General features: G+C 70.6%; 11 protein-coding genes. 10 read left to right on the top strand and 1 reads right to left on the bottom strand.

Translation table 11 applies throughout. From position 1 onward, the window contains the following. Positions 1-25 precede the first annotated feature (25 nt). From yqeC to aqpZ, 10 genes are all read left to right on the top strand, one after another. The gene (yqeC, locus tag GXY47_05655) at positions 26-802 is read left to right on the top strand and encodes a putative selenium-dependent hydroxylase accessory protein YqeC (GenBank protein NLV30624.1); all 777 of its coding nucleotides are present in this window, start codon (positions 26-28) and stop codon (positions 800-802) included. A gap of 46 nt (positions 803-848) precedes the next feature. Beyond that, on the top strand, positions 849-2,225 hold the full coding sequence (radA, locus tag GXY47_05660) for a DNA repair protein RadA (GenBank protein NLV30625.1): 1,377 nt from the start codon (positions 849-851) through the stop codon (positions 2,223-2,225). Positions 2,226-2,359: 134 nt separating this feature from the next. Continuing rightward, positions 2,360-3,448 (top strand): TRAM domain-containing protein, encoded by a 1,089-nt coding sequence (locus GXY47_05665; GenBank protein ID NLV30626.1) that lies wholly within the window; start codon positions 2,360-2,362, stop codon positions 3,446-3,448. A gap of 8 nt (positions 3,449-3,456) precedes the next feature. Next, positions 3,457-4,662 (top strand): 2-C-methyl-D-erythritol 4-phosphate cytidylyltransferase, encoded by a 1,206-nt coding sequence (gene ispD, locus GXY47_05670; protein NLV30627.1) that lies wholly within the window; start codon positions 3,457-3,459, stop codon positions 4,660-4,662. A gap of 4 nt (positions 4,663-4,666) precedes the next feature. Next, positions 4,667-6,163: a glutamate--tRNA ligase gene (locus tag GXY47_05675; GenBank protein NLV30628.1), complete on the top strand. Its 1,497-nt coding sequence runs from the start codon at positions 4,667-4,669 to the stop codon at positions 6,161-6,163. 12 nt (positions 6,164-6,175) lie between these two features. Further along, positions 6,176-6,904, top strand: coding sequence for a 23S rRNA (guanosine(2251)-2'-O)-methyltransferase RlmB (rlmB, locus tag GXY47_05680; GenBank protein NLV30629.1), 729 nt, complete (start codon positions 6,176-6,178; stop codon positions 6,902-6,904). Positions 6,905-6,965: 61 nt separating this feature from the next. Next, complete coding sequence (locus GXY47_05685) at positions 6,966-7,892, top strand: ABC transporter ATP-binding protein (protein NLV30630.1); 927 nt, start codon at positions 6,966-6,968, stop codon at positions 7,890-7,892. A gap of 10 nt (positions 7,893-7,902) precedes the next feature. After that, the gene (locus tag GXY47_05690; GenBank protein NLV30631.1) at positions 7,903-8,697 is read left to right on the top strand and encodes an ABC transporter permease; all 795 of its coding nucleotides are present in this window, start codon (positions 7,903-7,905) and stop codon (positions 8,695-8,697) included. After that, a complete protein-coding gene (locus GXY47_05695) occupies positions 8,694-9,563 on the top strand; it encodes a hypothetical protein (GenBank protein ID NLV30632.1) in 870 nt (289 codons plus the stop codon). The genes GXY47_05690 and GXY47_05695 overlap by 4 nt, the downstream gene beginning before the upstream one ends. 95 nt (positions 9,564-9,658) lie before the next feature. After that, positions 9,659-10,351: an aquaporin Z gene (aqpZ, locus tag GXY47_05700; GenBank protein NLV30633.1), complete on the top strand. Its 693-nt coding sequence runs from the start codon at positions 9,659-9,661 to the stop codon at positions 10,349-10,351. A 130-nt stretch (positions 10,352-10,481) separates the two neighbouring features. On the opposite strand, the gene GXY47_05705 is transcribed toward aqpZ, so the two are convergent. Next, positions 10,482-12,668, bottom strand: coding sequence for a diguanylate cyclase (locus GXY47_05705; protein ID NLV30634.1), 2,187 nt, complete (start codon positions 12,666-12,668; stop codon positions 10,482-10,484). Between the last annotated feature and the right edge of the window lie 126 nt (positions 12,669-12,794).

Here is a 12,794-nt window from a genome sequence, read left to right on the forward strand (position 1 = left end):
CCGGCGCCCGCTATATAATCGCGGGATGAGCACAACTGCAGGGATGTCGCTGGCCGACGCCCTCGGCGTGGGACCGGGCGCGGTGGTCTCGCTGGTGGGGGGCGGGGGGAAGACCACGGCCATGTTCCGCCTGGCCCGGGAACTGGCCGCGCGGGGGCTCCGGGTGGTGACCACGACCAGCACCCACATCAGCCGGGAGCAGGTGGCGCTCTCCCCCGCCGTCGTTGCCACCGGCGCCCTGTCCGCGCTGGGGCCGCTGCTGGACCGGCACGGGCAGTGCCTGGTGGCCGGGGCCCCCGACGACCGCGACCGGGTGTTCGGGTCGCCGCCGGAGGAGATCGCGCTGCTGGCCGCCCGCGCCGACGTCGACGTCCTCGTCATCGAGGCGGACGGGAGCCGCTCCCTCCCCTTCAAGGCGCCGGCGGAACACGAGCCGGTCGTGCACCCCCTGACGACGCACCTGGTCCCGGTCGCGGGCCTCGACATCCTGGGCGCGCCGCTCGACGAGGAGCACGTGCACCGGGCGCGCCACGCGGCCGCCCTGGCGGGGGTGCCCGAGGGGGTCCCCGTCACGGAAGAGATCGTGGCCCGGGTGCTGGCCCACCCGCTCGGGGGGGGAAAGGGGAGGCCGGCCGGCGCCCTCCTGGCGCCGCTGGTCAACCGGGCGGACGACGAAGGGGCCGCCGCGCGCGGCCGGGAGATCCTCGGGCGCCTCGTGCGCCTCCCGGGGGTGGACTGCGCCCTCCTCTGTTCGATGCTGCGGCCGGACCCCGTCCTCGAGCGGCGCGAAAAGGTGAAATAACCGGGACCGGGCCGAAACAGGGGATCCGGGACCGATCGGAAGGACGATGGAAAAGAAGAGCTCCGTTTTCGAGTGTCAGAACTGCGGCTACACCTCCCCCAAGTGGCTGGGGCGCTGCCCCGACTGCGGCGGCTGGAACTCCCTGGTGGAGGAGCGCCGCCCGCGCGGGCAGGCGCCGGCGGGCGGGGGGCCCGCGGCGAGGCCCGCGCGCCTGGGCGACATCTCCACCGAAGCGGTCCCCCGCATCGACACCCGCAACCCGGAGTTCAACCGCACCCTCGGGGGGGGGATCGTCCCCGGGTCCCTCATCCTCCTCGGCGGGGAGCCGGGGGTCGGCAAATCGACCCTCCTGCTCGAGATCGCCCGCAATCTCGAGGGGGAAGGGGTGCGCGTGCTCTACGCCTCGGGGGAGGAGTCGATGCAGCAGATCCGGCTCCGGGCCGACCGGCTCGGGGAGCGGGCGGAAGGCGCGCCCGCGGCCGGCGCCGGGGAGATCTACCTCCTGGCGGACTCGAGCCTCGAGGGGATCCTCGCGGCCGTGGAGGAGGTCCGGCCGGGAGCCCTGGTCGTCGACTCGGTGCAGACGGCGTGCTCCGGGTCGCTCGAATCGGCGCCCGGGAGCGTGGGGCAGGTGCGCCACGTCGCCATGACGCTGCTCAACCTCGCCAAGCGGACCGGCATCCCCGTCTTCCTCATCGGCCACGTCACCAAGGACGGCGCCATCGCGGGACCGAAGGCGCTCGAGCACATCGTCGACGTCGTCCTCTATTTCGAGGGGGAGGGACGGCGCAACCACCGCATCGTCCGGGCGGTGAAGAACCGCTTCGGGGCGGCCAACGAGGTCGGCATCTTCGAGATGACCTCCCGCGGCCTGGTCCCGGCCGCCAACCCCTCCGGCCTCTTTCTCCCCGACCGGGAGCTTTCGGCCGGCAGCTCGGTCATCTGCGCGATGGAGGGGACGCGGCCGCTCCTGGTCGAAATCCAGGCGCTGGTGGTCGCCACCCAGTACAGCACGGCGCGCCGCGTCGCCGACGGCGTCAACTACAACCGGATCTCGGTCCTGGTGGCGATGCTCGAAAAGCGGCTGGGAGTGCAGATGACGGGGAGCGACATCTACGTCAACACCGCCGGGGGGCTCGAGGTGGACGAGCCCGCGGCCGACCTCGGCCTCTTCGCCGCCATCCTCGGCAGCCTGCGCAACCGCCCGCTGACCCCCGGGACCGTGCTCGTGGGGGAACTGAGCCTGTCGGGCGACGTGCGCCCCGTCCCCCAGGCCCCCCTGAGGGTGCGCGAGGCGGCGGCCATGGGTTTCTCCCGCGTCCTCCTCCCCGCGGGGAACCTCCCCCTCGTCGACCCCGTCGGCGGCATCGGGCTCGTGCCGATCGGGACGGTGGCGGAGCTCGCCGAGCTGATCTTCCCCTGACGCCGGTCCAGGAATATAAGGTGACTGCGCCGCCGATTCCTGCTAGATTGTATGCATGTCAGCCGTAATCCATTTCTGGCTTTACTTTCTTTTTTCCATTGATAGCGTTCGGTTTATACCAAAGGAGTCCCTCGATGGATCTCTGGATCATCCGGGTTTTTCTCTTCGCCGCCATCCTGATAAGCGGTTTCTACGTGCGCCCCTTCGGGCCCAATCTTTACCTGACCTTCGTCTTCGGCATTGTTTTCGGGCTCGTCATTCTCTTTGTTGAGTACCGCATCCGCGCGCTCTCCCTGAAAACCCTGCTGGGGGGGGCGGTCGGTTCGCTTCTGGGCATCATCGGCGCGAGCCTCGTCAGCCTCGTCGTCGGGCGGATGAACTTCGTCCACCCCCAGACCGAAACCTTCGTGCAGATCCTCATCCTCATCCTGATGACCTACATCGGGATGCTCTCGGGGGCCGGCAAGGGGGAATTCCTCGACCTCACCTCGCTCGGGGGGATCTTCACCGACAGCGCCCTGCGCAAGTCGTGCAAGATCCTCGACACCAGCGTCATCATCGACGGCCGCATCGCCGACATCTGCAAGACCGGTTTTCTGGAGGGGACGCTGGTCGCCCCCCATTTCGTGCTGCGCGAGCTGCAGCAGATCGCCGACAGCGCCGACAGCGCCAAGCGCAACCGCGGCCGGCGCGGGCTGGACGTGCTCGAGAAGATCAAGTCCGCCCCCGGGGTGTCGGTGCAGATCGTCGAAAAGGACTTCCCCGAGGTCAAGGAAGTGGACCTCAAGCTGATCGAACTGGCCAAGGACATGGGAGCCAAGATCGTCACCAACGACTTCAACCTCAACAAGGTGTCGCAGCTGAGGGGGGTCGACGTCCTGAACATCAACGAGCTGGCCAACGCGCTCAAGCCCGTCGTCCTCCCCGGCGAGACGATGAAGGTGTTCATCCTGAAGGAGGGGAAGGAGTACAACCAGGGGGTGGCCTACCTCGACGACGGGACGATGGTGGTGGTCGACAACGCCCGCCGCATGATCGGCAAGACCATCGCCACCCAGGTCACCTCGGTGCTGCAGACGACGGCGGGGAAGATGATCTTCGGGCGCTTCCCCGAGGAGGCGGAACCGGGCTCCCGGCAGGAGCGCCGTTCCTATGACCGCGGCGGGACGGTCGCGCGCTTCAGCAACGGCGAAGACGAGAAAGAACGCCTGAAGGAACGGTAGCCGCCCGTATGCCCGACACACGCACCCTCAGCCGGCTCCGGGCCGCGGCGGTGATCGCCGCCGGCGGTACCGGCACGCGCATGAACGCCGGGGTCCCCAAGCAGTTCCTGGAGATCGCCGGCCGGCCGATCCTCTGCCGCACCGTGGAGCGGATGGCCCTCCTCCCCCAGGTGCGGGCGATCGTCGTGGCGCTGCCGGCCGCGCACATCCCGCGGGCGGAGGCGCTCCTCGGCGGCCGCGCGCGCTGCGTTGCGGGGGGGGAGACGCGCCAGGACTCGGTCCTCGGTGCCGTCCGGGCGCTCCCCGCGGACATCGACGTCATCCTGGTGCACGACGCGGTGCGCCCCCTCTGCCCGGAGGAGGTGATGCTGCGGGTGCTCGAAACCGCGTGGGCCAAAGGGGCCGCGGTCCCCGCCCTCCCCGCGACCGACACCATCGGGCGCGTCTCCAGGCGCGGGCGGGTGCTCCGGACGCCGCCGCGCGCGGAGCTCTACGCGATCCAGACGCCGCAGGGGTTCCACGCCGCGCTCCTCAGGGAGGCGCTCGAGCGCGCCGAGGCGGAGGGGTTCCAGGGGACCGACGAGTCCTCGGTGGTGCGCCGGGCGGGGCACGCGGTCTGGGTGGTCCCCGGCTCCCCCGACAACCTGAAGATCACCCGCCCGCTCGACCTGGAGATCGCCGGGCGGCTGCTCGGGAAGGAGGGGGCCGTGAACGGACCGGAAATGCGCGTCGGGCAGGGGATCGACTACCACCGCCTGGCCACCGGGCGCCGGCTGGTCCTGGGGGGGGTGGAGATCCCTTTTGAAAAGGGGCTCGAGGGGCATTCGGACGCCGACGTGCTCCTGCACGCCGTCTGCGACGCGCTCCTGGGCGCGGCCGGGATGGGCGACATCGGGCGCCTCTTCCCCGACACCGACCCCGCCTGGCGCGGGCGCGCGAGCCTCTTCTTCCTGGAGGAGGTGGGCCGCCGCGTCGCCGCCGCAGGGTGGCGCGCGGTGAACGTCGACGCCACGCTCGTGCTCGAGAGGCCGAAGATCGCGCCGCACGCGGCCGCGATGCGGCGCCGCATCGCCGCGGCCCTGGGACTCGGCGAGGGGGCCGTCAGCGTCAAGGCGACGACGAGCGAGGGGATGAACGCCGAGGGGCGCGGCGAGGGGGTGTCGGCGCAGGCGGTCGCCCTCCTCGCCCGCGCCCCGGCACCTGTCACGGGATGAGACCATGAATTCCGAAAATCCGATCCGGGTGCGCTTCGCGCCCAGCCCCACCGGCTTCCTGCACGTGGGGAACGTGCGCACGGCCCTGTTCAACTGGCTCCTGGCCGGCCGGCACGGGGGGACCTTCGTCCTGCGCATCGAGGACACCGACGCCGCGCGGAGCGAGACGCGCTTCGAGCGGCAGCTCGTGGAGGACCTCTCCTGGCTGGGGCTCGACTGGAGCGAGGGGATCGACCGGGGGGGGGAGTACGGCCCCTACCGGCAGACCGACCGCTACGACCTCTACCGCCGCTACGCCGCGCGCCTCCTCGACGAGGACCGTGCCTACCGCTGCTTCTGCTCCGCCGCGGAGCTCGAGGAGACGCGCCGGCTGCAGCTCGAGCGGCGGGAGACCCCCCGCTACGCGGGCACCTGCCGGCGCCTCCCCCCGGACGAGATCCGGGAGCGGGTGGGGAGGGGAGACCCCTTCACCCTGCGCCTCCGGGTACGCCCCGGGTGCGTCGGCTTCGACGACCTCGTCTTCGGCCGGATCGAGATCGAGACCTCCCAGGTGAGCGACCCGGTGCTCGTGCGCAGCGACGGGAGCCCGACCTACAACTTCTGCTGCGTCGTCGACGACCTGCTGATGCGGATATCGCACGTCGTGCGCGGCGACGGCCACCTGTCGAACACCCACCGCCAGGTCCTGATCTACGAGGCGCTCTCGGCGGAGCCGCCGCGCTTCGCCCACCTGTCGACCATCCTGGGCCCCGACGGGCAGAAGCTGAGCAAGCGCCACGGCGCGACTTCCATCGAGGATTTCCGGCGGCGCGGCTACCTCCCCGAGGCCCTGGTCAACTACCTGGCGCTGCTCGGGTGGTCCCCCCCCGAGGACGGCCGGGAGGTCCTCGCGCTCGACGAGATCAGGGAGCAGTTCGACCTCGGGCGGGTGCAGAAGAGCCCCGCCATCTTCGACACGGCCAAGCTCGACTGGATGAACCGCACCTGGATCCACCGGATCCCCGGGACGGAGCTGCTCGGCGCCGCGCGCCCCCATTTCACGGCGGCGGGCCTCCTCCCCGCCGAATCTTCCCCCGCCCTGGACGCCTGGGCCGGCAGGGTGATCGACCTGGTCAAGACGCGGGTGGACCACCTCGACCAGCTCCCGGAGGCCGCGGAGGTCGTCTACGGCGCCGACCCGCCCGCGCTCGATGCGGACGCCCGCGCCGCGCTCGCGGCCCCGGAAGGGCGGGAGGTCGCCCTCGACTTCGTGCGGCGGGTGGAGGCCGGGGGAGCGCTCACGCCCGAGGGCTACCGGCGGATCGTGGGGGAGGTCAAGTCGGCCACCGGGCGCAAGGGACGGCACCTCTACCACCCGATCCGGGCGGTCCTGACCGGGCAGGGCTCCGGCCCCGACCTCGAAACCCTGGCGCCGCTCTGCGACGAGGGGGCGCGCCTGCCGCTGCCGCGCCCGGTGCTCTCCCCGGCCGCGCGCGCGCGCCGCATCCTCGAGGCGGTCTGAGGCGCCATGTCCCTGATCTACGGCATCCACGCGGTGGCGGAAGCGCTCCGGGCGCACCCCGAAAAGATCGAGCGGATCACCGTCGAGCGCGGCGGGCGCAACCCCCGCGTCCAGGAGATCGTCCGGGAAGCCGGGGAGCGCCGCGTGCGCCTCTCCTTCGAGCCGCGGGAGTGGATGGACCGCCGGTGCGGCGGGGAGCGGCACCAGGGGGTGCTCGCCGTCACCGCCGAAATCGACACCCTCGAAGTCGAGGAGGTCCTCGCCGCGGCCCGGACCCCCGGCCTCCTGGTGGTGCTCGACGGGATCGAAGACCCCCACAACCTGGGCGCCGTCCTGCGCTCGGCCGAGGCCGCCGGCGCCGACGGCGTCTTCGTGCCGCGCCACCGCTCCGCCGCGCTCGGCGCCGCGGCGGTCAAGGCGAGCGCCGGGGCCGCCGCCCACGTCCGCCTCGCGCGGGCGCCCAACGTCTCCCGCCTCATCGAGAGCCTGAAGGGCGCGGGGTACTGGAGCGTGGGGCTCGACGCGGCGGCGCCCGAGCCGCTCTGGAAGATCGATCTGACCGTCCCGGTCGCCCTGGTGCTGGGCAACGAGGGGACGGGGCTGCACCGGCTGGTGCGGGAGAAGTGCGACCTCGTGGCCTCGCTCCCGATCGCCGGGCGGGTGGGCTCCTACAACGTGAGCGTCGCCGCCGGGATCACCCTGTACGAAGTGCAGCGCCAGCGCGCCCAAAAACTGAAGTGAACGGCCCCCGCTGCCGAAAAGCAGGAGTGCCCGGACTCATTGGACTTTCGGGGTCGCCCCTATGGCCGTCATAGAGATAGAAAACCTGACCAAGGACTTCGCCGTCGGCTTCTGGCGCAAGCGGCCGGTGCGCGCGCTCGACGCCCTCTCCCTCGAGGTGCGCGCGGGGGAGATCTTCGGCTTCCTCGGGCCGAACGGGGCGGGCAAGAGCACCACCCTGAAGCTCCTGATGCACCTGCTGCACCCGACATCGGGCTCGGCCCGCATCCTGGGGCGCCCGGCGGGGGACACCGCGATGCACGAGCGGATCGGGTACCTGCCCGAAAACCCCTACTTCTACGACTACCTGACCCCCCGGGAGCTCCTCACATTCATGGGCCGGCTTTTCGGCCTGGCGGGGCCCCCCCTCGCCCGCAGGGTCCGGGAGCTCGTCGGCGAGGTGGGACTCGCGGCGTCGGCCGACGTGCAGCTGCGCAAATTCTCCAAGGGGATGGTCCAGCGCCTGGGGATCGCCCAGGCCCTCGTCAACGAACCCGAGGTGGTCTTCCTCGACGAACCGATGTCGGGGCTCGACCCGCTCGGGCGCATGGAGGTGCGCCGCATCGTGACCGGGCTGAGGGAGCGGGGGGTGACCGTCTTCCTGAGCTCCCACATCCTCCCCGACGTCGAGGCGATGTGCGACCGGGTGGCGATCCTCGACCGGGGGAGGCTCCAGGAGGCGGGGACGCTCGAGGACATCCTCAGGGCGCGGATCGCGGGGCACGAGATCATCCTCTCCGGCTGGACCGAGGCCACCCCGGACCTCCTCCGCCCCTGGTGCTCCGAGGTGCGGGCCATGGGGGAGCGGCTGCACCTGCGTGCGGACGACCGCGAAAACCTCGAGGCGGTGCTCGGCTTCGTCTTCGCCCACGGGCTGGACCTCGTCTCGGTCAACCCGATCCGCCCCTCGCTCGAGGAATATTTCCAGACCCTGGTGACCGGAAAGTAGAGGCAGCGTCATGAACCGCATCCTGGCCATCGCCGAGAACACCTTCCGCGAAACGGTCCGCGACAAGATCCTCTACAACCTGATCCTCTTCGCCCTCGTCATGATCGGCAGTTCGCTCGCCCTGGGGCAGCTCACCCTCGGCAACGAGGACAAGGTGATCCTCGACCTGGGCCTGGGCGCCATCTCCGTCTTCGGGCTCCTGATCGCCATCTTCATCGGGATCGGCCTGGTCTACAAGGAGCTGGAAAAACGGACCGTCTACGCCCTCCTGGCCAAGCCGGTGCGGCGCCACGAACTGATCCTGGGCAAGTACCTCGGCCTCCTCTCGACGCTCGGGGTCAACCTGGCCGTGATGACGGCGGGGCTCGCCCTGGCGCTCGCTTACACGGGGCGGGCGCCGGCGGGGGCCTACGGGCGCCTCCTGCCGGCCGTGGGCCTCATCTTCCTCTCGCTCGCCCTGGCCACCGCGCTCGCGCTCCTCTTTTCGACCTTTTCGACGCCGGCCCTGGCCGCCCTCTTCACCTTCTTCCTCTGGGTCATCGGGCATTTCAACGCCGACCTCCGCCGCTTCGGCGAACTCTCGGGATCGCCCGCCGTCGAGGCTCTCGGCCGCGCGCTCTACTACGTCATCCCCAATTTCGGGAACTTCAACCTGATCGACGGCCGTGCCGTCCTGCAGACGGCGGGCTACGCGCGCCCCGTCGAGTGGTGGGCCGTGGGGGGAGCCGGCGCCTACGCCGTCGTCTACATCGCCCTCCTGCTGGCCCTCTCGATCCTCATCTTCGCCCGGCGGGACTTCAAATGAAAGGCGGGGGGGGGGAAACATCGAAGGTGGTGCTCGGCTGCGTCGGCGCCGCCCTGGCCGCGGCGCTGCTGGTCGGCCCGGTGCAGGACTTCATCGACGCGCGCTCCCCGGCCGGGGAGGAGCCCGACCTCCTCTTCTTCAACTCCCCCGGCCTGGTCCAGAAGATGGCCCTCGGCTTCGAGCCCCTGCTGGCCGACCTCTACTGGATGCGCACCATCCAGTACTACGGGCGGCGCGACGACGAGGGGCGGCGGCGGGAGAGCTTCGGAAACCTCTACACCCTCCTCGACATCACCACCACCCTCGACCCGGGACTCCAGGACGCCTACCGCGCCGGGAGCTGCTTCCTCTCCGAGCCCCCGCCGGTCGGGGCGGGCCGGCCCGACCTGGCCCTCGAGCTCCTCAAGAAGGGGGCGCGGGCGCATCCCCGCGAGTGGCGCCTGGTCTACGAGCGGGGGTTCGTCCACTACCTCTACCTGAAGGACTACGCCGCCGCGGGGGACACCTGGCTCGAGGCGGGCCGGGTCCCCGGGGCGCCCGAGTGGCTCGCGGGCCTGGCGGCCATGGCGCTGTCGAAGGGGGGGGCCGAGGAGGTCGCCGTCGCCCTCTGGCGGCGCCAGTACGAGGAGGCGACGAGCGACGCGGTGCGCGACAACGCCCGCAACCACCTCCACTCGCTCCAGGTCAAGCGGGACCTCGCCGAGCTCAGGGACCGCATCGAGCGCCACCGCGCCGCGACCGGCTCCTTCCCCCCGAGCCTCCGGACCCCCCGGGACCCGATGGGGACCCCCTACGCCTACGACCCCCGCTCCGGCCGGGTGGAGCTCGACCCGGGGAGCGCCGTCCGCTTCCTCGACCTCCCCTGACCCATCATTTTTGTTTATTATCCCGAAATCCTATCCTATAGTCGATGCAGCTTCCATTTTCTAAAATGGCTGTATTCCGACAAGGAGACTCCGCTATGGGTAAGAAACTGGGCGCCGAATTCATCGGCACGTTCTGGCTCGTGCTCGGCGGCTGCGGCAGCGCGGTCCTGGCGGCCGCCTTCCCCGACCTGGGGATCGGCTTCGCCGGCGTGGCCCTGGCCTTCGGGCTGACCGTCCTGACCATGGCCTTCGCCATTGGCCACATCTCCGGCTGCCACCTCAACCCCGCCGTGTCCTTCGGGCTCTGGGCGGGCCGCCGCTTTCCCGGCAGGGACCTGTTCGGGTACATCGTGGCCCAGGTGCTGGGCGGCGCGCTCGCGGCCCTGGTCCTCTACCTCATCGCCAGCGGGAGCTCGGGCTTCAGCCTGAGCGGCGGGTTCGCCGCCAACGGGTACGGGGAGCATTCCCCCGGCGGGTACGCGCTCGGGGCCGCTTTCCTGTGCGAGCTGGTGATGACGTTCATCTTCCTCATCGTCATCATGGGCGCGACCGACAAGCGGGCGCCGCAGGGGTTCGCCCCCATCGCCATCGGGCTGGCGCTGACGCTGATCCACCTGATCAGCATCCCGGTCACGAACACCTCGGTCAACCCCGCGCGCAGCACCAGCCAGGCGCTCTTCGTCCAGGGGTGGGCGCTCGCGCAGCTCTGGCTCTTCTGGCTCGCCCCCATCCTGGGCGCGCTCCTGGCGGGCCTCACCTACCGCGGGATTTTCGAGGACAAGGCCTGACCCGAATGCAGGGAAGGGGGCCTCGGGGCCCCCTTCCGGTTCCCGCCGCCCCATACCCCCATTCCGTCAAATCATTTGACAGAATGGGGCCTATTCTGTCAAATCGTTGGACGAAATCGGGGGATGGAGCCTATTCCGCCATGGTCACGCGGTCGCGCCCGGCGTTCTTGCTGCGGTAAAGGGCCTTGTCGGCCGCCTCGACGAGCGCCTGGGCGCTGCGGCCGTGGTCGGGGAAGACGGCCACCCCCATCGACGCCGTGATGCGCCCCAGGGGGATGCCGCGGTAGTGGACATCCAGGCGCTGGATCGCCTCCTTGAAGAACTCGGCCCGCTGCCGGGTGACGTCGCGGCTCCCCTCGGGCAGGATCAGGGTGAACTCCTCCCCCCCGTAACGGCAGGCGATGTCCTCGCCGCGGATGTTGCCCCGCAGCAGCAGCCCCAGCTCCTTCAGCAGCAGGTCCCCCGCCTCGTGCCCGAAGTTGTCGTTGAAGTACTTGAAGTGGTCGAGGTCGATCATGATCATCCCCAGCGGGCGCTGGTTCCGGGCCGCCCGGCGCAGTTCCAGCTCGAGCGACTCCTCCATGAACCTCCGGTTGAAGAGCCCCGTCAGCGGGTCGCGGATCGACTGGCTGCGCAGCGTCTCGTGCAGGCGCAGGTTCGACAGCGCCATGGCGATGTGCTCCGACATGGTGACGGCCAGCCGCTGCTTGCTCTCGGTCATCTGGACGTCGTCCGGCTGCATGAGGTGCAGCATCCCGAGCGCCTCGCTCTGCGCCATCATCGGGATGCACATGTAGCCGGCCGGGGCGGGGTGGTGCACGTGGCGGCAGACCAGGCCGGAGCCCGCGTGCTCGACCCAGTGGATCCGCCCCCGCCGCAGCGCCCAGCATTCGGCCGGGGCGAAGGACTCCTCCGCCAGCTCCGGGTCCCCCCAGACCGCCGCGGCCTCCACCGAGTCGCGGGAGGAGGAGATGACGTAGAGCGCCCCCACCTTCGCCGGGAAGATCTGCTGCGCCACCCGGACGATGGCGCCGTAGGCCTCCTCGGTCGTGAGGCAGGCGCGCAGGATGTCGCCCATCTCGTTGAGGAGGACCATCTCGCGCGTCCGCTGCTCCAGCTCCCCCACCCAGGCCTCGAGCTTCTCCTTCGCCTCCTTCAGCTGCGCCTCGGTCTTCTTGCGCGCGGTGATGTCGCGCGCGATCCCCTGCACCGACACGGCCCTCCCCTCGCGGAAGAGGGGGCGGGTGCTGACCTCCAGGGCGACGCGGCCGCCGTCCTTGGCCACGATCTCCAGTTCGTAATTCAGGGGGATTTCGCCCGCCACCTGCGGGTCGGTCAGCACTTCCCCCAGGTGGGCGCACTCGGGCGTCAGGAGGTCGGTGAACTTCATCTCGAGCGCCTCGGAGCGGGTGTAGAGCGCGATCCGCTCGATCGCCCGGTTGATCGACAGGATCCTCCCCTCGAAGTCGTGGGTGTAGATGATGTCGCTGGCGTTTTCGAACATCTCCCGGTAGATCCCTTCGCGCTCCTTCCGTTCCCCGGTGCCGCTGCGGCGGAAATACTCCCCGGGGTTGCGGAAGATCTCGACCAGGCGCGGCTCCTGGTGCACCAGGGGGAGAAAATGGGCCCGCACCGCCGGGTGGAGTTCGCTCCCGATCTCCGGGTGCGCCTCCATCCACATGTGCTCCCCCCGGGCCGCGGCGAGCAGGAGCGTCAGCGAAAGGTACCAGGCGTCCCCCAGCAGGTCCTTCAGCCCCGCCGTCGCGCGCTCCGCCCCGGGGACCCCCAAAAAGAGGGCCAGGGCGAGGGTGGACACCCCCTCCTCGAACCCGGGGACGCCGGCGGGCCAGGATCCGGAGGAGCGTGTCGTGCCGGCCAGGGCCGAGAGCGCGTTTTCGATCTCCCCGGCGTCGGGCTCCGGGAGTTCCAGCAGTTCCCTCACCTCGCGCGCGCCGACCCCCAGCTCGCGCAGGGTGCACGCGTGCACCACGGCGAAATAGGGGGAGGTCGTCGAACGGGAGAGGCGCAGCCGGAGCTTCTCCCTGAAAAGCTCCGGGAGCGGGTTGTCGCAGAAGCCCGCACGGTACCGGCGCCAGAGGTCTTCGAGGATGTCGGGAAACTCGAGGGCGGGAATGAAGCAGGGGGGTAGGAAACCGATCCGCTCCTCGATCGCGGCGCGGATGCGGGAAGCGTCCCCGCCGGCGGCCGGGGGCGCGGGCGCGGCCTCCGGGGCGAGTTCCGGTTCCAGGCGCTTCAGCTCCTCGAGCTTCCCCCAGAGGGCTTCCAGTTCGCCGTCCGTGCTGCCTTCCCGTTCCATTGCGCGATGAACCCGAGTGAGTAGAGCCTGCCCGTGACGCACCAGCGACGACGCATCTTCGGTTTGCTTCATCAGGGGCGGGGGGAGCGCTGTTTGCCTGAAGGGCAATTCTGACCCAACTCCCCG

It is taken from the genome of Acidobacteriota bacterium, from assembly GCA_012729555.1.
Taxonomy (GTDB): domain Bacteria; phylum Acidobacteriota; class UBA6911; order UBA6911; family UBA6911; genus UBA6911.